The sequence below is a fragment of the Streptomyces thermolilacinus SPC6 genome, assembly GCF_000478605.2.
GTDB classification, from domain to species: Bacteria; Actinomycetota; Actinomycetes; order Streptomycetales; family Streptomycetaceae; genus Streptomyces; species Streptomyces thermolilacinus.
Genome location: NZ_ASHX02000001.1, coordinates 617,871 through 641,238 on the forward strand (window position 1 = coordinate 617,871; position 23,368 = coordinate 641,238).

Annotated in this window: 21 protein-coding genes; 7 read left to right on the forward strand and 14 right to left on the reverse strand. The window is 74.1% G+C overall.

Translation table 11 applies throughout. The features are described from left to right. Positions 1 to 2 precede the first annotated feature (2 nt). Positions 3 to 1,403 (forward strand): GH1 family beta-glucosidase, encoded by a 1,401-nt coding sequence (locus J116_RS02710; protein WP_023590894.1) that lies wholly within the window; start codon positions 3 to 5, stop codon positions 1,401 to 1,403. A gap of 77 nt (positions 1,404 to 1,480) precedes the next feature. Here J116_RS02710 and J116_RS02715 read toward each other — a convergent pair whose 3' ends face one another. Continuing rightward, the gene (locus J116_RS02715) at positions 1,481 to 2,353 is read right to left on the reverse strand and encodes an oxygenase MpaB family protein (protein WP_023590893.1); all 873 of its coding nucleotides are present in this window, start codon (positions 2,351 to 2,353) and stop codon (positions 1,481 to 1,483) included. Positions 2,354 to 2,704: 351 nt separating this feature from the next. Between J116_RS02715 and sph the strand changes: the two genes are divergently transcribed. Continuing rightward, complete coding sequence (sph, locus tag J116_RS02720; protein ID WP_028964730.1) at positions 2,705 to 3,697, forward strand: sphingomyelin phosphodiesterase; 993 nt, start codon at positions 2,705 to 2,707, stop codon at positions 3,695 to 3,697. Here the strand turns inward: sph and J116_RS02725 are convergent. Next, positions 3,670 to 4,488: a GNAT family N-acetyltransferase gene (locus tag J116_RS02725; protein ID WP_023590891.1), complete on the reverse strand. Its 819-nt coding sequence runs from the start codon at positions 4,486 to 4,488 to the stop codon at positions 3,670 to 3,672. The genes sph and J116_RS02725 overlap by 28 nt on opposite strands. Positions 4,489 to 4,628: 140 nt before the next feature. Continuing rightward, a complete protein-coding gene (locus J116_RS02730) occupies positions 4,629 to 5,114 on the reverse strand; it encodes a macro domain-containing protein (protein WP_023590890.1) in 486 nt (161 codons plus the stop codon). Positions 5,115 to 5,242: 128 nt separating this feature from the next. Between J116_RS02730 and J116_RS02735 the strand changes: the two genes are divergently transcribed. Then, a complete protein-coding gene (locus J116_RS02735) occupies positions 5,243 to 6,004 on the forward strand; it encodes a MerR family transcriptional regulator (protein ID WP_023590889.1) in 762 nt (253 codons plus the stop codon). Positions 6,005 to 6,108: 104 nt separating this feature from the next. On the opposite strand, the gene J116_RS02740 is transcribed toward J116_RS02735, so the two are convergent. From J116_RS02740 to J116_RS02755, 4 genes are all read right to left on the reverse strand, one after another. Next, the gene (locus J116_RS02740) at positions 6,109 to 8,277 is read right to left on the reverse strand and encodes a 3-hydroxyacyl-CoA dehydrogenase NAD-binding domain-containing protein (protein ID WP_028964729.1); all 2,169 of its coding nucleotides are present in this window, start codon (positions 8,275 to 8,277) and stop codon (positions 6,109 to 6,111) included. Between the two features lie 111 nt (positions 8,278 to 8,388). Then, complete coding sequence (locus J116_RS02745) at positions 8,389 to 9,603, reverse strand: acetyl-CoA C-acetyltransferase (RefSeq protein WP_023590887.1); 1,215 nt, start codon at positions 9,601 to 9,603, stop codon at positions 8,389 to 8,391. Between the two features lie 66 nt (positions 9,604 to 9,669). Next, positions 9,670 to 10,815: an acyl-CoA dehydrogenase family protein gene (locus J116_RS02750; RefSeq protein ID WP_023590886.1), complete on the reverse strand. Its 1,146-nt coding sequence runs from the start codon at positions 10,813 to 10,815 to the stop codon at positions 9,670 to 9,672. Beyond that, positions 10,812 to 11,957 carry a CaiB/BaiF CoA transferase family protein gene (locus J116_RS02755; RefSeq protein WP_023590885.1) on the reverse strand — a complete coding sequence of 382 codons (1,146 nt, stop codon included), beginning with the start codon at positions 11,955 to 11,957 and terminating at the stop codon, positions 10,812 to 10,814. The genes J116_RS02750 and J116_RS02755 overlap by 4 nt, the downstream gene beginning before the upstream one ends. Before the next feature lie 252 nt (positions 11,958 to 12,209). On the opposite strand from J116_RS02755, the gene J116_RS02760 reads away from it, so the two are divergent. After that, the gene (locus tag J116_RS02760) at positions 12,210 to 13,403 is read left to right on the forward strand and encodes a saccharopine dehydrogenase family protein (RefSeq protein ID WP_023590884.1); all 1,194 of its coding nucleotides are present in this window, start codon (positions 12,210 to 12,212) and stop codon (positions 13,401 to 13,403) included. A gap of 150 nt (positions 13,404 to 13,553) precedes the next feature. Here the strand turns inward: J116_RS02760 and J116_RS02765 are convergent, their stop codons facing one another. The 6 genes from J116_RS02765 to J116_RS02790 all read right to left on the reverse strand — a co-directional run bounded on the left by J116_RS02765 (position 13,554) and on the right by J116_RS02790 (position 19,329). Next, positions 13,554 to 13,931 carry a VOC family protein gene (locus J116_RS02765; RefSeq protein ID WP_023590883.1) on the reverse strand — a complete coding sequence of 126 codons (378 nt, stop codon included), beginning with the start codon at positions 13,929 to 13,931 and terminating at the stop codon, positions 13,554 to 13,556. Continuing rightward, positions 13,928 to 14,635, reverse strand: a complete 708-nt coding sequence (locus J116_RS02770) for an endonuclease V (RefSeq protein ID WP_023590882.1) — start codon at positions 14,633 to 14,635, stop codon at positions 13,928 to 13,930. The genes J116_RS02765 and J116_RS02770 overlap by 4 nt, the downstream gene beginning before the upstream one ends. A gap of 13 nt (positions 14,636 to 14,648) precedes the next feature. Continuing rightward, on the reverse strand, positions 14,649 to 15,887 hold the full coding sequence (locus J116_RS02775) for a cation:proton antiporter (protein ID WP_023590881.1): 1,239 nt from the start codon (positions 15,885 to 15,887) through the stop codon (positions 14,649 to 14,651). 178 nt (positions 15,888 to 16,065) lie between these two features. Next, positions 16,066 to 17,298, reverse strand: coding sequence for a cation:proton antiporter domain-containing protein (locus J116_RS02780; RefSeq protein ID WP_023590880.1), 1,233 nt, complete (start codon positions 17,296 to 17,298; stop codon positions 16,066 to 16,068). A 229-nt stretch (positions 17,299 to 17,527) separates the two neighbouring features. Further along, entirely contained in the window at positions 17,528 to 18,037 is a 510-nt protein-coding gene (locus J116_RS02785; RefSeq protein WP_023590879.1) for a DUF421 domain-containing protein, read from the reverse strand. 128 nt (positions 18,038 to 18,165) lie between these two features. After that, positions 18,166 to 19,329: a WD40/YVTN/BNR-like repeat-containing protein gene (locus J116_RS02790; RefSeq protein WP_079147640.1), complete on the reverse strand. Its 1,164-nt coding sequence runs from the start codon at positions 19,327 to 19,329 to the stop codon at positions 18,166 to 18,168. A 137-nt stretch (positions 19,330 to 19,466) separates the two neighbouring features. On the opposite strand from J116_RS02790, the gene J116_RS02795 reads away from it, so the two are divergent. The 3 genes from J116_RS02795 to J116_RS02805 all read left to right on the forward strand — a co-directional run bounded on the left by J116_RS02795 (position 19,467) and on the right by J116_RS02805 (position 22,975). Then, entirely contained in the window at positions 19,467 to 19,883 is a 417-nt protein-coding gene (locus J116_RS02795; RefSeq protein WP_023590877.1) for a spore wall synthesis regulator SsgD, read from the forward strand. A gap of 390 nt (positions 19,884 to 20,273) precedes the next feature. Continuing rightward, on the forward strand, positions 20,274 to 21,893 hold the full coding sequence (locus tag J116_RS02800) for an ABC-F family ATP-binding cassette domain-containing protein (RefSeq protein WP_023590876.1): 1,620 nt from the start codon (positions 20,274 to 20,276) through the stop codon (positions 21,891 to 21,893). 107 nt (positions 21,894 to 22,000) lie between these two features. Beyond that, the gene (locus J116_RS02805) at positions 22,001 to 22,975 is read left to right on the forward strand and encodes an acyl-ACP desaturase (RefSeq protein WP_023590875.1); all 975 of its coding nucleotides are present in this window, start codon (positions 22,001 to 22,003) and stop codon (positions 22,973 to 22,975) included. A gap of 18 nt (positions 22,976 to 22,993) precedes the next feature. Here the strand turns inward: J116_RS02805 and J116_RS02810 are convergent, their stop codons facing one another. Continuing rightward, complete coding sequence (locus J116_RS02810) at positions 22,994 to 23,266, reverse strand: WhiB family transcriptional regulator (RefSeq protein ID WP_028964727.1); 273 nt, start codon at positions 23,264 to 23,266, stop codon at positions 22,994 to 22,996. Positions 23,267 to 23,368: the final 102 nt, after the last annotated feature.

Genomic DNA, 23,368 nt, shown 5'->3' on the forward strand with positions numbered 1-23,368 from the left:
TCATGACCGCTGTCGACGCACGGCTCCGTCCCGCGACGGGGCTCGCCTTCCCTCCCGGCTTCCGCTGGGGCACGGCCACCGCCGCCTACCAGATCGAGGGCGCCGCCGCCGAGGACGGCCGCACCCCGTCCATCTGGGACACCTTCAGCCGCGTCCCCGGCAAGGTCCGCAACGGCGACACGGGCGACATCGCGGCCGACCACTACCACCGGATCGCCGAGGACGTCGCCCTGATGCGGGACCTCGGCGTCACCGACTACCGCTTCTCCGTCTCCTGGTCCCGGGTGCAGCCCGGCGGACGCGGCCCTGCCGCGACCAAGGGCCTGGACTTCTACCGGCGGCTGGTGGACGAGCTGCGCGGGGCGGGCATCAGGCCGGTCGCCACGCTCTACCACTGGGACCTGCCGCAGGAGCTGGAGGACGCGGGCGGCTGGCCGCACCGGGACACGGCCGAGCGGTTCGCCGAGTACGCCGCGCTGATGGCGGACGCGCTGGGCGACCGGGTGGCCACCTGGACGACGCTGAACGAGCCGTGGTGCGCCGCGTTCCTCGGGTACGCCTCCGGGGTGCACGCCCCGGGCCGTAAGGACCCGGCCGCGTCCCTGCGCGCCGCGCACCACTTCAACCTGGGGCACGGCCTGGCCGTACGGGCGCTGCGGGCGGCGCTGCCCGGCTCGGCGGAGGTGTCGCTGACGCTGAACCTGCACGCGGTGCGGCCGCTGACCGGGTCGGAGGCGGACCGGGACGCGGCACGCCGGATCGACGCGCTCGGCAACCGCGTCTTCCTGGACCCGGTGTTCCTCGGGCGGCTGCCCGACGACCTGGTCGCGGACACGGCGGCGCTGACGGACTGGTCGTTCGTGAAGGACGGCGACCTGGCGGCGGCGGCCACGCCCATCGACTCGCTGGGCATCAACTACTACTCCCCCACCGTCGTCACGGCCGGCACCCACGAGGGCCCGTCGCCGTGGCCGGGCGCCGAGGGGCATGTGCGGTTCGAGCCCGCGCCGGGGCCGCGCACGGCGATGGACTGGCCGGTGGACGCGGACGGCCTGTACGAGCTGCTGACGCGGCTGCGCGACGAGCTGCCGCACGTCCCGCTGGTGATCACCGAGAACGGGGCGGCGTACGACGACTACGCCGACCCGTCCGGCGCGGTGCACGACCCCGAGCGGGTGGCGTACCTGCACCAGCACCTGACGGCGGTGCACCGGGCCATCGAGGACGGCGCGGACGTGCGCGGGTACTTCCTGTGGTCGCTGCTGGACAACTTCGAGTGGGCGTACGGCTACAGCAAGCGGTTCGGCATCGTGCACGTCGACTTCGCCTCGCAGCGGCGCACCCCGAAGGACAGCGCCCGCTGGTACGCGGACGTCATCGCGCGGGGTGGGCTGCCGGACTGAAGGCGGCGCGTCGAGGGGCCGCCGGTCGGCCGGGCGGTCCGGTCAGCCGGGCGGTCCGGTCAGCTCGGCCGGGCCGGTCAGCTCGGCCGGGCCGCCCTGCCGACGCGGTGGGCGCGGCGGGCCTCGCGGGCGAGCGGGAGGTAGCGCAGCCGCTCGGGGAGTGCGGGCACGACCAGCCGCACGACCCGGGCGAGGCGGCGCAGCCTCCGCTCCTGCTCGTCCGTCCAGTCCACGCCGATCGCCGCGCGCGCCTCGGGCGGCAGGAAGCCCACGGCGAGGAACGCGCGGAAGCGAGCGAATCCGGGCCACAGCAGCGGCCACAGGGCGCCCAGCAGGAGCCTCAGCGGCAAGGGGCCGCGGGCGGGCGTCGGGAGCGGGACGTCCGTGGCGAGCAGGTCGCGGACGACGGCGGTCATCTCGACCTCGTCGGCGAGGACCTTCTCGTAGTACGGCCAGAACTCCTCGATCGTCTGCGGCATGTCACGGTCATGGATGCCGAGGACGCGGCCGACCTGGAGCCACTCGGCGTAGAACGCCCGCTCCTGCTCGTCGGTCATGGGGCGGACGAGGTAGCGGGCGGCGTACCGGTGGACGGGGAAGCCGGTGGCGTGGACCCAGGCGTAGTTCGCGGGGGTGAGGGCGTGGTACGGGCGGCCGCGGGTGTCGGTGCCCTGGATCGTGCGGTGGAGGCGGCGCAGGCGGCGGCCCTCCTCGACGGCGGCCTCCCCGCCGTACACCCACAGCTGGAGGGAGCGCAGGGAGCGTTCCGCACGGCCCCAGGGGTCGGTGCGGAAGACGGAGTGCTCGTCCACTCCGGCGCCGACGGCCGGGTGGGCGACCTGGAGGACCAGCGCGGCGGGCAGCATGAGCAGCGCGCGGATGTCTCCGGTGAGGCTCCACAGGACCCCGCCGGGGGGCGGCGGTGCGGGGTGGTCGTGGGCCTGGGTCATGGACGCTGCTCCGGATTCTGCGAGGTGCCGGGGTGGGGGTGTGAGGGGTGTGGTGGCGGTCCGAGGATCGACGGCGGCCGGTACCGGCTCGGGCGTCGGCCTGGGCGCCGGCCACTCCCGGCTTCGGGGTCCCGTTCGCCGGACTTCCAGTATGCGAGGCGCGTCGGTGGAGGGTCTCGCGGGGGCCCCGGCCCTCGGGTGGGAATTCTTCGCCGGGCTGCCCGATCTCCGCAAGATCTCCTCCATCCGTTGTCTACCCGAGAGTAACCGCGGCTGATTTGATGTGCGGCGCCCCGTTCGACAGCCCGCCCCCACAAGGGAGTTGCCGTGCCCCAGCCCCAGCCGCGTTCCGTGCTCCGCCGCGCTCCGCGCGCCGTCCTGTCCGCCGCCGTCTCCGCGGCGCTCGCCGCCGTGTCGCTGGCGGCCTCGGCGCCGTCCGCGGGTGCCGCCACCGCCGCGGCCGAGGCCACGCCGAGCCTGAAGGTCCTGACGTACAACGTGTTCCTGTTCAGTCGGAACCTGTACCCGAACTGGGGCCAGGACCACCGGGCCAAGGCCATCCCGGCGGCGCCGTTCTTCCAGGGCAACGACGTGGTGGTGGTCCAGGAGGCGTTCGACAACACCGCCTCCGACGCGCTGCTGAGCAACGCCGCCGCGCAGTACCCGTACCGCACGCCCGTCATGGGCCGCTCCACGTCCGGCTGGGACGCGACGGGCGGGGCGTACTCCTCGACCACGCCGGAGGACGGCGGCGTGACGGTCCTGAGCAAGTGGCCGATCGTGCGCAAGGAGCAGTACGTCTACAAGGACGCGTGCGGCGCGGACTGGTACTCCAACAAGGGCTTCGTGTACACCGTGCTGAACGTGAACGGGCAGCGCGTCCACGTGGTCGGCACGCACGCCCAGTCCACCGACCCGGGCTGCTCGGCGGGCGAGGCCGCGCAGACGCGGGCGCGGCAGTTCAAGGCGATGGACGCCTTCCTGGACGCCAAGAACATCCCGGCGTCGGAGCAGGTCATCGTGGCGGGCGACTTCAACGTGGACTCGCACACCCCGGAGTACGCGACGATGCTCGCCAACGCGGGCCTCGCCGACTCGGCCCGCACCGGCCACCCGTACTCCTTCGACACGGCGGACAACTCGATCGCCGCCGAGCGGTACCCGGACGACCCGCGCGAGGACCTGGACTACGTGCTGCACCGCGCCGGGCACGCCCGCCCGGCCGGCTGGACGAACCTGGTGATCAAGGAGCGGAGCGCCCCCTGGACCGTGTCGAGCTGGGGCACCTCGTACACCTACACCAACCTGTCGGACCACTACCCGGTGGTCGCCTCCGCGCAGTAGTGGGGGCGGGGCTCGGGCCGGTAGTCGTACGGCGTCGTGGTGGACAGCGTCGCGAAGCCGAGGCGGCTCAGGATCGGCCGGCTGTCGTCGGAGGCGTCCACCTGGAGCCAGCGGCAGCCGCGGGCGGCGGCGATCCGGGCCCGGTGGGCGACGAGGGAGCGGTACAGTCCGCGCCCGCGCCACTCGGGCACGGTGCCGCCGCCCCAGAGTCCGGCGAAGCCCGTGCCGGGCACCAGCTCCATGCGCGCCGAGCTGACCGGCCGGCCGTCCGCCACGGCGACGACGGCGACGACCGTGCCGGGGGCCTCGGCGAGCTGCCGGACCAGCCACCGGCGCAGCCGGGTGCCGTCCGTGGCGAACGCGCGGTCGTGGACCTCGGCCATGAGGTCCACCCCGGCGGCGTCCTTCACCGGCACCAGCTCCACGCCGTCGGGCGGGGCCGAGCCGAGCGCGGCGATCCGGTCGGCCTCGGCGACCATCAGGGCTTCGCGGGGACCTGCCGTGAACCCGGCGGCGCGAAGGCGGGCGCCGAGGTCGTGCGGCTCGTCGTGCGCGTACAGCTTCCACTCGAACTCTTGCCCCAGGGCGGTGAAGTGGCGGATCTGCTCGGCGATGGCGGCGTCCGCCGTGGCATCCGTGAGGCCGCTCCACAGGACGCCGTTCCACGCCTCCGGCGGGCCGGTCTGCCGGACGACGTCCCCGACCCGCTCGACCCGGCATCCGGGCCCGTCCGCGGGCGCCTCACGGCGCATCCGCCGGTCGAACAGCTCCCGTACCTCGTCATGGTCCATGGCGGCCAGCCGACCACCTCGCGTCGAGGGCGGCAAACCCTTTTCGGCCCACGCCCCTACGCCGAACAGCCCCCCGCTTCTCCGGCCTCCCCGCCGCCGGTGACCGCCACTGCACCACCCGACGCCCTCGGCCCCGCCACTCACCCGTCGTGGTCGTACACCGTGACCGGGATGCCGCGCGCCACCAGGCGCTCGGCTATGAGGGGCTCGACGCGGGACCAGCGGCCGCCCGCGAGGCCGCAGCCGATGCGCGGCATGTGGACGGACGCGCCCAGCTCCTCGGCCTTGTCTGCCAGCGCGTGCAGCGCGGCGTCGATCGCCTCGTACCGCACCGGGACGCCCTTGCTGCCCGTCCGTATCCCCCGCTGCCCCACCATGTTGGCCACCCACAGATACGGCCCCACCCGCACGCACCGCACGGCGCCGAGGCCGAAGTCGTTGCCCGCGCGCTCCCGGTGCCAGCGGCGGTAGGCCGCCTCCGGCTCGGGCCAGCGGCGCGACAGGGCGACGACGAACCCCTTGCCCCAGCCGCCCAGGTCGTTGCAGACATGCGCGATGATCTTGACGCCCTTCCCCTGCGGGGCCGTCGCGTCGCCCTTCGTGTACCGAATCCCCGTTCCCGTCATGTCCCTCACCGTAAGGGCGGGCACTGACAACGGGCCTCTGGATATCGGCCGCCCCGGCGGCTTTCACAGTGGTGGTGAGACAGCAATACTGTTGCAGCAGTGCGACACCACAGGGAAACGAGGACACCGTGGCGACCGAGACGCAAGCGCAGGCGTTCACCGTGGACGAGCTCGCCGCGCGCGCGGGTGTCACCGTCCGCACGATCCGCTTCTACAGCACGCGCGGACTGCTGCCGCCGCCCGTCATCGGACCCCGCCGCGTCGGCCGCTACGGGCCCGAGCACCTGGCGCGGCTGGCGCTCATCGAGGAGCTCCAGCACCAGGGCATGACGCTCGCCGCGATCGAGCGGTACCTGGAACAGCTCCCCGCGGACGTCAACGCCCACGATCTGGCCATCCACCGGGCGCTCGTCGCGACCTGGTCGCCGGACAGCGTGGAGCACCTGACGCGGACCGAGCTGGAGCGGCGGGCCGGGCGGGAGCTGACCGACGCGGACATGGACCTGCTGGCCGCGATGGACGTGCTGACCGGCCCGGACGAGGACGGCACCCTCCGCGTGGACCTCGGGCTGCTGCGGCTCGGCCTGCAACTGCTGGACGTGCCGATCCCGCACGCCACCATCGTGGCCGCCCGCGAGGTGCTGGTGGAGCACACCCGCGAGGCCGCGCAGGAGCTGACCCGGCTGTTCCGCGACGAGGTGTGGAACCCGTACCGGGAGCGGGAGCCGGACCCGGAGGACCCACGGCGCGTGAAGGCGATGAAGTCCCTGTCCGCCCACATGCGGCCCCTGGTGGTCCAGGCCCTGGTGACGGCCTTCCAGCGCTCCCTGACCGACGAACTGCGCGCCGCCTTCCGCGCCCCCGCCGACCGAGGGGAGCCCGCCGACTGAGGCAGGCCCGGCCGGGACGCCCCAGCCGAGCGGGAGGACGCGCCCCCTGCGGCCCGCCCCGGGATCGCCGGGCCCGGGACGGAGGCGCGTCCTCCCGCCGGGCCTCAGTCGGTGAAGGTCTCGCCCCGCTCCGCCTTCTCCAGCAGCAGCGCGGGCGGTTCGAAGCGCTCGCCGTACCGCTCGGCCAGCTCGCGGGCGCGGGCGACGAAGCCCGGCAGGCCGCCCTCGTAGCCGTTGATGTACTGGAGGACGCCGCCCGTCCAGGCGGGGAAGCCGATGCCCATCACCGAGCCGATGTTGGCGTCGGCGACCGACGTGAGGACGCCCTCCTCCAGGCAGCGCACCGAGTCGAGCGCCTCGGAGAACAGCATCCGCTCCTTCATGTCCTCGAACGGGATCGCCGCGTCCGGCTTGGTGAAGTGCTCCCGCAGCCCTGGCCACAGGCGGGTGCGGCGGCCCTCCTCGTACTCGTAGAACCCGGCGCCGCCGCTGCGGCCGGGGCGGCCGAACGCGTCCACCATGCGGTCGATGACGGCCTCCGCCGGGTGGGTGCGCCAGGTGCCGCCCGCCTCCTCCACCGCGCGCCGCGTCTCGTTGCGGATCTCGCGGGGCAGCGTCAGGGTCAGCTCGTCCATCAGGGAGAGCACCTTCGCCGGGTAGCCCGCCTGGGCCGCCGCCTGCTCGACCGAGGCGGGTTCGACGCCCTCGCCCACCATGGCTACGCCCTCGTGGATGAACTGGCCGATGACCCGCGAGGTGAAGAAGCCGCGCGAGTCGTTGACGACGATCGGCGTCTTGGCGATCTGCCGCACCAGGTCGAAGGCGCGTGCCAGCGCCTCGTCGCCGGTCCGCTCGCCCCTGATGATCTCGACCAGCGGCATCTTGTCCACCGGCGAGAAGAAGTGCAGGCCGATGAAGTCCGCCTGCCGCTCCACGCCCTCGGCGAGGACGGTGATGGGCAGCGTGGAGGTGTTGGAGCACAGCAGCGCGTCGGGCGTGACGACGCCCTGGACCTCCTGGAACACCTTGTGCTTGAGCGCCGTGTCCTCGAACACGGCCTCGATGACGGCGTCGCAGCCGGCCAGGTCGGCCACGTCGGCGGTGGGCCGGATGCGAGCCAGTAGCGCGTCGGCCTTCTCGCGGGTGGTGCGGCCCCGCTCGACCGCCTTGGCGCAGAGCTTCTCCGAGTACGCCTTGCCCTTCGCCGCGGCCTCCTCGGTGACGTCCTTGAGGACGACCTCGATACCGGCCTTGGCGCAGGCGTAGGCGATTCCGGCGCCCATCATCCCGGCGCCGAGTACGGCGGCCTTGCGGACGGTGCGCGGCTCGACGCCCTGGGGGCGGCTGCGGCCCGCGTTGACGGCCTGGAGGTCGAAGAAGAACGCCTGGATCATGTTCTTCGCGGTCTGACCGGTCACCAGCTCGGTGAAGTAGCGGGACTCCACGACGAGCGCCGTCTCGAAGTCCACCTGGGCGCCCTCGACGGCCGCCGCGAGGATGTTGCGCGGGGCCGGGAAGGGGGCGCCGTTCAGCTGCTTCTTCAGGTTCGCGGGGAAGGCGGGCAGGTTCGCGGCGAACTTGGGGTGCGCGGGCGTACCGCCGGGGATCTTGTGGCCGGGCTCGTCCCAGGGCTGGCGGGACTCGGGGTTCGCGTCGATGAACGCGCGGGCCTTGGCGAGCATCTCCTCGTGGGTCTCGGCGACCTCGTGGACGAGGCCGTTCTCCAGGGCGCGGCGGGGCGGGTACTGGGTGCCCTGGAGGAGGACCTTCAGCAGGGCGTCCGTGATGCCCATGAGCCGTACTGTGCGGGTGACTCCGCCGCCTCCGGGGAGCAGGCCGAGGGTGACCTCCGGCAGGCCGATCCTTGAACCGGGCGCGTCGAGGGCGATGCGGTGGTGGGAGGCGAGGGCGATCTCGTATCCCCCGCCGAGGGCGGCGCCGTTCAGCGCGGCGACGACGGGCTTGCCGAGGGTCTCGATCCGGCGCAGGGAGCGCTTGATGCCGTTGGCCGCTTCGAAGACCCGCTGGGCGTCCTCGGGGCCGGCCTTGATCAGGTCGCCCAGGTCACCGCCCGCGAAGAAGGTCTTCTTGGCGGAGGTGTAGACGATGCCGCGGATGGAGTCCTTCTCGGCCTCCGCCCGGTCGGCGACGGCGGCGATGGAGGCGCGGAACGCCTCGTTCATCGTGTTCGCGGACTGCTCGGGGTCGTCGAGGACGAGGGTGACGATCCCGGTCTCGTCCTGCTCCCAGCGGATGGTGGAGCGCGTCGGCATGGCGGTCATGGATGCTTCTTCCGTTACGGGCCGTTACGGGTCGGCGGGAGGGGCGGGACGGGCCGGACAGGGTGGGACAGGGCGGGACAGGGCGGAACGGCGGGACGGCGGTCAGAGGCGTTCGACGACGGTGGCGATGCCCATGCCGCCGCCGACGCAGAGCGTCGCGAGGCCGTACCGCTTGTCCTGGCGCTCCAGCTCGTCCACGAGGGTGCCGAGGATCATCGCGCCGGTGGCGCCGAGGGGGTGGCCGAGCGCGATGGCCCCGCCGTTGACGTTGACCTTGTCGAGAGGCAGGCCCATGTCGCGGGCGTAGCGCAGGACGACCGCGGCGAACGCCTCGTTGATCTCGACGAGGTCGATGTCGTCGATGGTGAGCCCGGCCTTCGCGAGGGCCTTGCGGCTGGCGGGGGCGGGGCCGGTCAGCATGATGGTGGGCTCGGAGCCGGAGACGGCGGCGGAGACGATCCGGGCGCGTGGCGTCAGCCCGTACCGCTCCCCGACTTCGCGGGAGCCGACGGCGACGAGGGCGGCGCCGTCCACGATGCCGGAGGAGTTGCCCGCGTGGTGGACGTGGTCGATCTTCTCGACCCAGTGGTACTTCTGGAGGGCCACGGCGTCGAAGCCGCCCATCTCGCCCATGGCGGCGAACGACGGCTTGAGCGAGGCGAGGCTGTCGGCGGTGGTGCCGGGGCGCATGTGCTCGTCGTGGTCGAGGACGACGAGGCCGTTGCGGTCCCTGACGGGGACGACGGACCGGTCGAAGCGGCCTTCCTTCCAGGCGGTGGCGGCACGCTCCTGGGAGAGGGCGGCGTACTCGTCCACGTCGCGGCGGGAGAAGCCCTCCAGGGTGGCGATGAGGTCGGCGCTGATGCCCTGCGGGACGAACCGGGTCTCGTGGTTGGTCATCGGGTCGGACATCCACGCGCCGCCGTCGGAGCCCATCGGGACGCGGGACATCGACTCGACGCCGCCCGCGAGGACGAGGTCCTCCCAGCCGGAGCGGACCTTCATGGCGGCCGTGTTGACCGCTTCGAGGCCGGAGGCGCAGTAGCGGTTCTGCTGGACGCCCGCGACCGTGTCGGGCAGTCCGGCGGCGATGGCCGCGATCTTGGCGATGTCGGAGCCCTGGTCGCCGAGCGGCGAGACGACGCCGAGGACGACGTCGTCCACGGCGGCCGGGTCGAGGCCGGGCAGCCGGGCGCACATCTCCCGCACGAGGCCGACGACGAGGTCGATGGGCTTGGTGCCGTGGAGGGAGCCGTTGGCCTTGCCGCGCCCGCGCGGGGTGCGGATCGCTTCGTACACATACGCTTCGGTGGTCACTGGTCGAGCCTTTCGCGTCGCGGGGATCGCTTCAACGTCGGTGGTGGTTCAGCCGTCCGTGGTGGTTCAGCCGAGCAGCGAACGGCCGATGATCTCCTTCATGATCTCGGTCGTGCCGCCGTAGATGGTCTGGATCCGCCCGTCGGTGAACGCGCGGGCGACGGGGTATTCGCTCATATAGCCGTACCCGCCGTGGAGCTGGAGGCAGCGGTCCGCGGCCCGCTTCTGGAGCTCGGTCGCCCACCACTTGGCCATGGAGGCGTGGACGGCGTCGAGTCCCCCGCCGTCCGCGTGGTCCTCGACGCAGCGGTCCACGAAGGCGCGGGTGACGGCGCACTCGGTGGCCAGCTCGGCGATCTCGAAGCGGACGTGCTGGAGCTTGGCGAGGGGCCGCCCGAACGCCTCGCGCTCCTTGACGTACGCGGTGGTGATCTCCAGCAGGTGCTCGGCTCCGGCCGCCGCGGCGACGGCGATGGCGAGGCGCTCCTGCGCGAGGTGGGTCATCAGGTGGACGAACGCGCCGTTGACCTCGCCGAGCAGGTTCTCCTTGGGGACGCGCACGTCGTGGAAGAACAGTTCGGCGGTGTCCTGGGCCTTCTGGCCGATCTTGTCGAGGTTCCGGCCGCGCTCGAAGCCGGGCATGCCGCGTTCCACGACGAGGAGGGACAGGCCGTGGGCGCCGCCCTCGGGGGTGGTCCTCGCGACGACGACGACCAGGTCGGCGAGGATGCCGTTGGAGATGAACGTCTTGGAGCCGTTGAGCAGCCAGTGGTCACCGCGGTCCTCGGCGGTGGCGCGGATGCCCTGGAGGTCGGAGCCCGCGCCGGGCTCGGTCATGGCGATGGCGGTGATCGTCTCGCCGGTGCAGAATCCGGGCAGCCAGCGGCGTTTCTGCTCCTCGGTCCCGAGGTTCACCAGGTACGGGCCGATGATGTCGTTGTGCAGGCCGATGGCGAGGCCGGGCGCTCCGGCGCGGGTGAACTCCTCGGCGAGCACGGCGGCGTAGCGGAAGTCGGGGTTGCCGCCGCCCCCGTACTCCTCGGGCACGGCGAGGCCGAGGAGGCCCTGCCGCCCGGCGGCGAGCCACGCCTCGCGCGCGACGACGCCTTCCTTCTCCCACCGCTCGTAGTGCGGCAGGACCTCCTTGGCGAGGAAGGTGCGGACGGTGTCGCGGAACGCGTCGTGCTCCGCCTGGAAGATCCGGCGCTTCAACTCGGCCTCCTGGGGGTGGGGTGGACGCTGGGCACGTCCCAGTCGCGGGCCACCTCGTCGGCGTCGGCGCCGGGCCGCGCGGGCGGGCGGCGTACGGAGCCGGGGGTGGCGGAGAAGCGGGGCGCGGGCGCGGGCTGGATGACGCCGCCGTGCGCGGTGAACGTGGACCGGGCGGCGAGGTGCGGGTGGCCGGGGGCCTCGCGCAGCGACAGGACCGGGGCCACGCAGGCGTCGGTGTCCTCGAACAGGGCGGTCCACTCGGCGCGGGTGCGGGTGCGGAACCGGGCGGCGACGGCCGAGCGCAGCTCGTCCCAGCGGGCCGGGTCGTGGCGGGCGGCGGCGGTGTCCGCGTCCAGGCCGAGGAGGCGGGCGAACTCGTCGAAGAACCGCTGCTCCAGCGCGCCGACCGCCATGTGGCCGCCGTCGGAGGTCTCGTACGTGCCGTAGAAGGGGCAGCTGCCGTCGAGGAGGTTGGCGCCGCGCCGGTCCTGCCAGGCGCCCGCGGCGAGCATGCCGTGGATCATTGTGGCGAGGTGGGCGGCGCCGTCGGTGATGGCGGCGTCCACGACCTGCCCGGTGCCGCCCTCGGCACGGGCGTGGTGGAGGGCCGCGAGGACGCCGACGACGAGGTAGAGGGAGCCGCCCGCGTAGTCGCCGAGCAGGTTGGCGGGGACGGTCGGCGGCCCGCCGGGCTCGCCGATCATGGAGAGCGTGCCGGTGAGGGCGATGTACGTGATGTCGTGCCCGGCGCGCGGCGCGAGCGGCCCGTCCTGACCCCAGCCGGTCATCCGCCCGTACACGAGGCGCGGGTTGCGGGCGAGGCACTCGCGGGGGCCGACGCCGAGCCGTTCGGCGACGCCGGGGCGGTAGCCCTCGATGAGGATGTCGGCGCGTTCGGCCAGGTCGAGGACGGTCGCGGGCCCGTCGTCGGCCTTGAGGTCGACCAGGACGGAGCGCTTGTTGCGGTTGGTGAGGTCGTACGCGGGGTCGATGCCGATACCGGCGCCGCCGGGCCGGTCCACGCGCACCACGTCGGCTCCGAGGTCGGCCAGCAGCATGGCCGCGTACGGGCCGGGGCCGATACCGGCCAGCTCGACCACGCGCACCCCGCGGAGCGGGCCGGTCCCTGTCGTCGCCGTCATCCGGCCCCCTCGCCACGCCACTGTGACACTTCCGCTGTAACAGTGATGATGTTAAGAACGTGTTCCACTGTGCACAACCCCCTTCGGGCGGGCCGCGCGAAAGGCTCCCGGGCTCCCCCGCCGGGCGCGGGCAACCGGGCGGCCCCGGGCGGCTCCCGAGCCCCCGCGGCTCCCCGGCGGGACGACGGCAGGGGCGGGGGCTAGCCTCTGCGTGACGTGGACCAGCCCACCAGAGCAGCGGCGGAGGACCGGATGGACACGCGGGACGGCACGGCACGGGCGTTTGACGTGGTTCTCTTCGGGGCGACCGGGTTCGTCGGGGAGCTCACCGCCCGGTATCTCGCCGCACACGCCCCGGCGGGCTGCCGCTGGGCGCTCGCCGGGCGGGACCGGGGGCGGCTGGAGCGGCTGCGCGGCCGGCTCGCCGCCGACCATCCGTCGTGCGCCGAAGTGCCGCTGCTGGTCGCCGACGCGGGCGACGCCGCCGCGCTGCGGGACCTGGCGGAGTCGGCGCGGGTCGTCGCGTCGACGGTCGGCCCGTACGTCTGGTACGGCGAACCGCTGGTCGCCGCCTGCGCGGGGGCGGGCACGGACTACGTCGATCTGACGGGCGAGCCGGAGTTCGTCGATCTGATGTACGTACGCCATGACGCGCGGGCGCGGGAGACGGGTGCGCGGCTGGTGCACGCCTGCGGCTTCGACTCGGTCCCGCACGACCTGGGCGTCTACTTCACCGTGCGGCACCTGCCGCGCGACGTGCCGCTGCGCGTGGACGGGTTCGTCCGCACGAACGCCTTCTTCTCGGGCGGCACGTTCGCCTCCGCGCTCACCGCGATGGGCCGGGCCCGGCACATGGCGCGGGCGGCGCGGGAGCGGCGGCTGCACGAGCCGAGGCAGGTGGGGCGGCGGGCCCGGGCGCCGCTGGGCGGGCCCCGGTTCAGCAGGGAGACCGGCGCGTGGGCGCTGCCGCTGCCGACGCTGGACCCGCGCGTGGTGGCCCGGTCGGCGGCGGCGCTGCCCGCGTACGGCCCGGACTTCCGGTACCGGCACTACGCGGCGGTGCGGACGCTGCCGATGGCGCTGGGCGGCGCGGCGGCCGTCGGCGCGGGCTTCGCGCTGGCGCAGGTGCCGTCGGCGCGGCGGTGGCTGATGGAGCGTTACGAGCCGGGCAGCGGCCCGGACGCGGAGCGCAGGCGGCGCAGCTGGTTCCGGGTGCGGTTCGTCGGCGAGGGCGGCGGGCGGCGGGTGTGCGCCGAGGTGTCGGGCGGCGACCCGGGCTACGACGAGACGGCGAAGATGCTCGCCGAGTCGGCGCTGTGCCTCGCCCTGGACGAGAGCCTGCCGCCGGTCGCGGGGCAGGTGACGACGGCCGTCGCGATGGGCGACGCGCTGCTGGAGCGGCTGCGCGCGGCGGGCATCCGCTTCCGGGTGGCGGACGCGCGCTGAGGCGTGCGGGGCGGTTCGGGAGACCCCGGCCGCTCACCACCCGGCTCTGCTCACCGCCTGGCCGCGCCCACCGCCTGGCCGCGCCCACTCCCGGCCGCGCGCACCGCCTGGCCGCGCCCACTCCCGGCCGCGCGCACCGCCCGGCCGCGCTCACTCCCGTACGAGGCAGAAGGGGTGACCCGCCGGGTCGGCGCAGACGATCCAGCTCCGCCCCGGCTCGCCCTCGTCCAGCACCGAGGCGCCCAGCGCCACCGCCTCGTCGCGGGCCCGCGCCAGGTCGTCCACGCCCACGTCGAGGTGGAACCGCTGGGGGTGCTGCGGGTCCGGCCAGCGGGGCGGGCGGTGGTCGGCGGCCCGCTGGAAGGCGAGCACGCGCCCGTCGTCCGTGTGCAGGGTCGCCCAGTCGTCGTCCAGGGTCCAGCGGGGGTCGGGCAGGTTCACGCTCCCGCCGATGACGCCCTCGTAGAACCGGGCGAGGCGGAGCGGGTCGGAGCAGTCCACGACCACGCACTGGAGGCGGCCGATCATACGGCGCTCCCTTCTCCGAGGGTGGCCTCGCGCAGGGCGCGGCGGCACAGGGCGTCGGCGTGCCGGGTCGTTTCCGGCAGCCGGTAACGGGGCGTCAGCGCCAGGGTGTGGGCGCAGGCGTCGTCCAGGGTGACGCGGTGTCCGGCCGACACGAAGACCGGCTTCACGTCGTCGCGGGTGCGCACCGCGCGCCCCACCTCCTCGGTGCCGGCCATCAGCGGGCTGGTGGCGCCGCGGGCGGGGCCGGGCTGCTCGTACGTGAAGGTGAACGGGTTCTTGGCGACGCCGAGCACCGGCAGGCCGGTGAGGACGCCCAGGTGGCTGGCGAGGCCGAAGCGGCGCGGGTGCGCCTGCCCGTAGCCGTCGCACACGACGAGGCCGGGGCCGGCCGTCAGGGCGCCCAGCGCCGCGAGGACGGCGGGCAGTTCACGGAAGGCCAGGAGGCCCGGCACGTACGGGAAGGACACCCGGCCGACGGCGGTGGCCCGGTCGACCACGTCGAGGGTGCGGGCGTCCAGCACGACGGCGGCCGCGGCGACGAGGTCGCGTTCGTCGTCGTACGCCACGTCGACGCCGGTCACGAGGCCCGTACCGACCGGGGGCCCCGGCTCGTCCAGCACCACGCGGGCGCGCAGGGCGTCCTGCACGGCCAGGGCCGCGGCCTCGTCGGCGGGCCAGTCGGCGGGCGTTTCGAGAATTGTCATAGTGGCTGTCAGCTTAGGCTTTCCCTCGGTCGTGGGGGCGTCGCCCGTGCCGTGACGCGGGGTCGTCGTCGGGGAGTCCGATCAGCTCCTCCACGTCGAAGATCCGTGCGATCGGCACGTCGGTGCTGCTGTGCGCGACGATCGAGAAGGCGATGGTGACGGCGATCAGGGTGAACGCCTCCTCGCCCTGCGGGATGCCCGCCTGGAGCACGAGCAGTCCGTAGACCACCGAGGCGAATCCCTTGGGGCCGAACCAGGCGGCGGTGAGCTTCTCCTTGCGGTCGAAGTCGGTGCCCACCAGGGACAGCAGCAGCGAGGCCGGGCGGATGAGGACGATGGCCAGGACCGCCACCGCGTAGCCGCCGATCGACAGCTCGCCGAAGAGGTGCGGAGTCAGCAGGGCGCCGAAGACGAGCAGCGCCGCGAACTTGGCCAGCTCCGCCAGGGCCTCCCCCAGCGGCTCGAAGGCCTCCTTCGCCTCGGGCGCGAGTGCGGCGATCACCGAGCCCGCGGAGAAGGCGGCCAGGTAGGGGTTGGCGTGGGTGAGGTGGCAGGCGGCGTACAGGATGATCCCGACGGCCAGCGGCAGCAGGGGCTGGAGCCGGGGTTCGGCGCCCAGCAGCCGGAAGCGGACCAGCCAGTGCACCAGCAGCGGCAGGGCCACGCCGAACAGCAGCCCGAGGAAGAGTTCCCCGGCGATCGAGGCGAACCCGACGTCCTCGGCGTGACCGGCGGGCGCGGCGGCCGCGATGAAGACGAGGACGAACGGCAGCGCCAGCCCGTCGTTGACGCCGCTTTCGATGTTGAGCAGCTGCCGCAGCCGGGCGGGGACCTCCTCGCGGCCGACGATGGCCGAGGCGAACACCGGGTCGGTGGGCGCCAGCACCGCGCCGACCAGGAAGGACGTCGTCCAGTCCAGACCCACCAGGAAGTGCGTCAGCAGGGCCACCCCGAGGAATGCCAGCGGCATGCCGAGGCCCAGCGCGCGGGCCGGGTTGCGCCAGGCGCGGCGGAGTGCGGGGAAGGAGACGTGCATGCCGTCCGTGAACAGCACCGCGAACAGCGCCAGGTCGGCGGTCACGCGGACGATGTCGCTCGACGCGTTGATGTGGATGAGGCCGAGGAACCCGTCGCTGACGATCGCGCCGCCCACCAGGAACAGCAGTGAGGTGGAGAGCACGGACCTGGCGGCCAGCCCGGACAGCAGTACCGCGACCAGCAACGCCGCTCCGAAGACGATGACGAGTACCACCTGGCATGCTCCCGTTGTCGATTTCCCGTACTCCCGGCGCCCGCGGGTGTCGGCCTCCGCCCCCTGACCCACTCGGGGAGAGCGCGACCGCGGTACGCCTACCCGCGCCGACGCCCCGTCACCATCGTCGCGGGCCCGGGCGGCCGGGCCCGCGACTGGCCGACGGCCGACGGCCGGGTCACCCCGCGTCGCCTGCGGTAGCCTTCGCCCGCCGGGCCGCCGCGCCGTACGCCTTGAGCCCGGGTGCGGTGGTGACGCCGTGAATGACGGTGCTGGCGGCGACGACCAGCGTCCCGGCGGCCAGCACCCGGGGATCGGCGCCGAGCCGGTGCGCCTCCATGGTCAGGTAGAACAGGGCGGACACGCCGATGGGCCCGTACCAGCCCAGGAAGAGCGCGTCGCGCCACGGCAGGGACAGCGGGCGTTTCAGGGCCAGTACGACCGGCAGGCGGCGCAGCACCAGCACGGCCAGGACGAGCAGCAGGCCGCGCCACCATCCCAGCTCGCCCCACTCACGCCACGGGATCATGGCGCCGAACACGACGAACAACGGCAGGACGGCGAAGCGGTTGATCGCCTCGTCGACCTGGTTCTCGTCCGCCCGCTCGTCCACCGAACTGACCGCGTTGAAGGCGAGACCGGCGACGAAGACCGCCAGCACGCCGTCGACCCGCAGCAGCCCCGACAGGCCCAGCACCAGCAGGGCCAGCATCAGGGTGTAGAGGAGCAGCGGGCCCGGCTGCAGAGTGCGGTGCCTCTCGGCGCCCCGCAGCACCGCGCCGCCCAGCCAGCCGGCCGCCGCTCCCAGCAGCGTGGCGCCCGCGATCTGCCACAGGGCGTCCAGGGCTGCCGCGCCCCCGCTCAGGGGCCCGCTGACCGCGATCGCGGCGACCACCAGGGCCAGGGCCAGGCCGTCGTTGGCGCCCGACTCGAGGGAGAGCAGCTGCCGGGTCCGTTCCCCGACGGTCCCTTCCGCCGGCTCGCCGGTGACGGCGCTGGCGGCCAGTACGGGATCGGTGGGGCACAGGGCCGCGCCAAGCAACGCCGCCGCGCCGAGGCCGGTGCCCAGAACGACGGCCGACAGCGCCGTGGTCGTCAGTGCCATCCCGGCCATCGCGACGACCAGCAGCAGCGCCACGGGCCGGACGCGCGCCCGCACGTCGCGGAACGGGTAGCGCAGGGCCACGGCCATCACCGATACGGCCAGGAGGAGTCGGCACGCCTCGTGCAGGTCCCCGTGCCCCTCCACCACGGTGGGCAGGCCGATGACGTCGAGTCCCGCGGGGCCGAGGGCGACACCGGTCACCAGACCCAGCAGGGGGGCGGTCAGCGGCGCCCGTTCGATGGGCTTCGAGAGCGCGGCCACGACCAGGGCCAGGGCACCGGACGTGGTGAGCAGGATGTCGAGCATGTACGTGCGGGTGCCCCGCGGCGGTCACGGCGTACCTCCCCCGCCCCGCCCGCACCCGAACGGACGCCGCCCCGGACCGCCACCGGGGCGCACCCGAACGGCCCCCGGACCGCCGCCGGGGAGCCGTGCCACGCCGGGCACGGGTGCCGGGGCCCACCGGGCCCCGCGCACCGGGCGCACGTGCCGGGCCGCGCGGACGCCGCGACTTCGCGGGCCGCCTGAGCTGCCGTCAGCCGGCCGTGACGTCCTCAAGGGAGCTGCCGGAGCCGCTCCGGGACCGGCTGAGCACGCTGAAGCTGCCGTCGGTCTCCAGTACCACCGCGGTGACGTCCTCGACCGCGCCGATCCCGTGGGCGCGGATGGCCTGGCGCACCTCGCCCTCGGTGACCCGCTGACGGGCCATCGCCTCGGGAAGCATGCGCCCGTCGCTCAGCAGCAGCGTCGGCTCGGACTTGATCAGGCGCCGGAACGAACGGGAGCGCACCGCGGCCCTGGCGCTGACGAACTGGAGGGACACCAGTAGCGCCAGGGCGAGCGCTCCCTCCGCGAGTGCGACGTCGCGGGTGAGGAGGATGGTGGCCAGGGTCGAGCCCAGGGCCACGGTGACCACCAGGTCGAAGGCGTTCATCTTGGCCAGGGTGCGCTTGCCCGACAGGCGCACCACCAGGAGCAGCGCCGCGTAGGCGCACACGGCCATGACCGCCACGCGCAGCGTGTCGTACCAGGAGTCGAAGAACATCCCCCACGTCTACCCGAGAGAGCCGGGAGCCCCCGGACCGCCGTGCCGACGGCACCGCTGTACGGGACCGGGGCCCCGCCAGGGCGCCGCCCCGGTCCCGTCGGCGCGCCCCGGTACGGCGTTTCCCGCTACGGCCTCCCCGGTGCGGCGTTCCCCGGTGCGGCGTCTCCGCGCACGACGAGGCGCGCCGCGCGGCCCTGCGCGCCCGACGCCCAGCAGGAGAAGTCGGGCGTGCAGGTGACCGTGTCGTACGGGCCGGTGTCGAAGGTCCGCCAGGTGCGGCCGCCGTCGGTGGTGAGGTCCGTGCCGGTCGGGCCCACCGCGAGCGCCGCCGACCGGCTGTGCGGCAGCCAGGCCACGCCGGAGCGGTAGGCGGGCGGCGACATGACGGACGGGCGCCAGGTGCGGCCGCCGTCCCCGGTGAGGGCGGCGGCCCGCGCCGACGGCTGGTCGGCGCGGTAGTCGCCGCCGACGGCGATGCCGTGCGCGCGGTCCCGGAAGGCGAGCCCGAACACGCCGCGCGCCGGGTCGCCCGCCGGTATCGTCGCGTCGGCCTCCCGCCAGGTCAGGCCCCGGTCGGCGGAGTGCAGCACCCGGCCTGCCGCCCCGCCGCCGGTCGCCAGCCACACATCGCGCGGCCCGGCGGTCACCAGGCACTGGCCGCTCGCCGCGAACCCGGCCTCGCCGGGCAGCGCCGGCGGCATTCCGGCGTCGGGCAGGACGCGCCAGGTGCGGCCGCCGTCCGCCGTGGACAGGATGCGGAACCTGCCGTCGACGGGGTCGCTCATGGCGAGGCCGTGTCGGCGGTCGAAGAAGGCCACGCAGTCGTAGAAGGCGCGCGGGTCGGGGTTGCGGAACGTCTCCGTCCAGGTGGCGCCGCCGTCCTCGGTGCGCAGGATGCGGGACGCCTCGCCCTCGCCGATGGCCAGCACCACCGCGCGCCGCCCGTCGAACGCCTCGACGTCCCGGAACTCCAGCTCCCCCGCGCCCGGCGGCGAGACGTCCCGCCAGGTGCGGCCGCCGTCGGCGGTGCGCAGGACCGTGCCGCGCGACCCGGCGAGCCACGCCGTGTCGCGGTCCACGGCGGCCAGACCGCGGAACCTCGCCGTACTGCCGGTCACCGACGGCTCCCAGGACAGCGCGCTCCCCCGCGCCTCGGCGGCCGCGCCCTCCCCGGACGTCCGCGGCTGCTCCGCCCGTGCCTCCGGGCCGGTCAGGAGCGCGGTCGCGGCCACGGCCGCCCCGCACAGCACCAGCGACACCGACCGCCTCGTCTTCCCCATGGCTCCCATGCCGCCGGAACGTACTGCCCGCCCACGGCCCCGTCCAGACCACCTCCGTGGCACAGGTCACAGTGGCTCAGAGTGCACGCCGTGGCCGGATTCGCCGTCCTCTCCCGTGAACCGGGAGATCTACGAGGGAGCCGGACGTGTCCACCGTCATCGAACAGGCCCTGCAAGCCCGCCTCGTCGCGTCCGCGCCCCGCATGGACGTGGTCCCGGTCGTCCTGCGCTACGACCCCGCCGACCCGTTCGCCGTCCGGATGGCCTTCCCCGCCGCGGCGACCCTCGAAGGGGTGGAGGCGGTGTGGGAGTTCTCCCGCGACCTGCTCGCGGCGGGGGCCGAGGGGCCCGCCGGAGTCGGTGACGTGCGGATGAGGCCGTTCGGCCACGACCGGACGGTGGTGGAGTTCCACGCCGTCGAAGGCGTCGCCATGGTCCACCTCCGCACCGGCGAGATCCGCCGCTTCCTGCGCCGCACCCGGCACGTGGTCCCCTCCGGGTGCGAGCACCTCTTCCTCGACCTCGACCGGGACCTGGCCCTGCTGCTGCGCGACGCCCGCTGACCTGCACCGGTCGCCGCGCCGTCGCACCCTCGTACCGCCGCCCTGTCATACCCCCCGCGCCGCCGTGCCGCCGTGCCGCCGTGCCGCCGTAAATCGTTTGCCGTCCCTCCCCGGCCCGTCCTAGCGTTCTCCTCGGCCCCATTGCCGTCGATCGGAGCAGGACATTGCTCGTCTGAGGTCTTGAGACACCGTGCCGCCGCACCCCGCGCGCCTTCGCGTGCCGTGCGTGCCGCCCGTGTACGACCTCGGCTTACGAGCCCGTCCCCCGCCCTGCCGCACCGCCCCTCCCCGAGGGCGCCGTGCCCCGCGGTGTGCCGCAGCCCGCCCCGGTCGTCCACCCGGTGTCTCACCCGTTGCCCCGAACCCTTCTCACGCAACCGGGAGACACTCATGTCTTTTCCCCACGCCCACCCCGCCCTCTCCTGTGCCGGCCTCACCTTCGCCTGGCCCGACGGCACCCCCGTCCTCGACGGGCTGAACCTCGCGGTCGGCCCCGGCCGCACCGGCCTCATCGGCCGCAACGGGTCGGGCAAGTCCACCCTGTTGAAGCTGCTCGGGGGAGAGCTGCCCCCGGTCTCGGGGACGGTCCGCGCCGCGGGGGACATCGGCTACCTCCCGCAGGACGCCGCGCTGGACACGGCGCTGCGGGTGGACGAGGCGCTCGGCATCGCCGCGACGCGGGCCGCCCTGCACGCCATCGAGTCCGGCGACGTACGCGAGGAGCACTTCACGGCCGTCGGCGACGACTGGGACGTGGAGGAGCGGGCCCGTGCCATGCTCGACCAGCTCGGCCTGGAGCGGGTCGGCCTCGACCGCACCACCCGGGAACTGTCGGGCGGCGAGTGCGTTCTGCTGCGGCTCGCCGCGCTGCTCCTGGCGCGCCCCGCGGTCCTGCTGCTGGACGAGCCGACGAACAACCTCGACCTCCACGCCCGGCGCCGCCTCTACGCGGCGGTGGACGCCTGGCAGGGCGTCCTCGTCGTGGTCAGCCACGACCGGGAGCTGCTGGAGCGGGTGGACCGCGTCGCGGAGCTGCGCGACGGCGAGGTCACCTGGTACGGCGGTCCGTACTCCGCGTACGAGGAGGCCGTCGCCGCCGAGCAGGAGGCGGCCGAGCGGATGGTCCGCGCCGCCGAGTCCGATGTGCGCAGACAGCGGCGGGAGATGGCGGAAGCGCAGGTGAAGCTGGCGAAGCGGAAGAGGTACGGCGATAAGCAGGCCGCGAACAAGGCGGTGCCGCCCATCGTGGCGGGCGCCCTGAAGCGGGCCGCGCAGGTCTCGGCGGGCAAGCACCGCGCGGTGCACGCCCAGCGTCTGGAGCAGGCGCGGGAGCGGCTGGACGAGGCCGTGGAGGCCGTACGGGACGACGACGCGATCCGGGTGGAGCTGCCGTACACGGCCGTGCCGCCGGGCCGGGGCGTGCTGCTCCTGCGGGACCTGACCCTGCGCCACGGGGCGCGGCTTGACGGCGACTTCGAGGTGCGCGGGCCGGAGCGGGTCGCCCTGGTGGGGCGGAACGGGTCGGGCAAGTCCACGCTGCTGCGGACGGTCGCCGGGGAACTGGAGCCGGTCGCGGGCGAGGCGCTCGTCCGCGTACCGCACCGCTTCCTGCCGCAGCGCCTCGACGTGCTGGACGACGAGCTGACCGTGGTGGAGAACGTGGCGCGGTTCGCGCCCGACGCCACGCCGAACCGCGTCCGGGCGCGCCTCGCTCGGTTCCTGTTCCGGGGCGCGAAGGCCGACCAGCGGGCGGGGACCCTGTCGGGCGGCGAGCGGTTCAGGGCGACGCTGGCGGCGCTGCTGCTGGCCGAGCCCGCGCCGCAGCTGCTGATGCTGGACGAGCCGACGAACAACCTGGACATGGCGAGCGTGCGGAGCCTCGTCCAGGCGCTGGAGGCGTACGAGGGGGCGCTGCTCGTGGCCAGCCACGACGTGCCGTTCCTGGAGGCGATCGGCATCACACGCAGGCTCGATCTCGACGCCCTCACCTCCTCCCATAACGGAACGTAAGGGGACAGCGGCGCGGATGGGCTTGGCGGGGGCCTTACGGCCTGCTTAACCTACGGTCTCGTAACCTACGAGCCCGTAGGTAATGATCTGTTTCTCCAGGAGCCCCCGTGACCCTTACCTCTCCTCACCTCGGCAGTTCGGCGGAGTGGACTGATGCCCGGCTGCTGTACGCGTTGGAAGAGGTGGTCGAGAAGGAGCTGAACCGCCACCTCAAGGTCGCCAAGGACTGGATGCCGCACGAGTACGTCCCCTGGTCGGACGGCCGGAACTTCCCCGGCCTCTTCGAGGACGGGGAGGCGTGGGAGCCGCAGCAGTCGAAGGTGTCCGACGTGGGCCGGATCGCCCTGGTGGTGAACCTGCTCACGGAGGACAACCTGCCGAGCTACCACCACGAGATCGCCACCCTCTTCGGCCGGGACGGCGCCTGGGGCACCTGGGTGCACCGCTGGACCGCCGAGGAGGGGCGCCACGGCATCGTGATGCGGGACTACCTGCTCACGTCGCGCGCGGTGGACCCGGACAAGCTGGAGCAGTTCCGGATGGCCCACATGAGCGAGGGCTTCGAGTCGGACAACCGGCACTCGATGCTGCACTCGGTGGCGTACGTGGCGTTCCAGGAGCTGGCGACGCGGATCTCGCACCGCAACACGGGCCATCAGTCGGGCGACCCGGTGTGCGACCGGATGCTGGCGCGCATCGCGCTGGACGAGAACCTGCACATGGTCTTCTACCGGAACCTGCTGGGCGCGGCGTTCGAGCTGGCCCCGGACCTCACGATGTGCGCGGTGCGGGACGTGGTGGTCAACTTCCGGATGCCCGGGCACGGCATGCCGGGCTTCGAGCGGGCGGCGGCCCGGATGGCCATCGGCGAGATCTACAACCTGCGCATCCACCACGACGACGTGCTCCAGCCGGTGCTGCGCTTCCTGAAGGTGCTGGAGATCGACGGGCTCGGCCCGGAGGGTCTCAAGGCGCAGGAGGAGCTCGGCCTGTACATGAACGGGCTGGACACGGAGGCGGCGAAGTTCGACGAGAAGCTCGCCGCGCGCAAGGCCCGGATGGCGGCCCGCGCCGCGGGCTGACGGCCGCCGGCACGGCGCTCAGCGGCGGCCGGCGCGCCGCCGCTTGAGCTCGTACCGCTCCTGCTCGGAGAGCCCGCCCCACACGCCGAACCGCTCGTCGTGCGTGAGCGCGTACTCCAGGCATGCCTCGCGGATGTCGCAGAGCCCGCAGAGGAACTTCGCCTCGCGGGTGGAGGAGCCCGGCTCGGGGAAGAACAGCTCGGGCCCGGTCTGGGCGCACAGGGCGCTCTCCTGCCAGGACAGCTCGGCCTCGGCCGGGGCGAGCGCGGGCCGCTCGGCGGGGCGGTCCAGCGTACGGAGCGGGGAGCGCTCCTCCGTGCGGGCCGCCGGACGGTCGTCCGCGCGGTACAGGGGGCGCTCCTCCCGGCGGGCCGCGACGCGGTCATCCGTGCG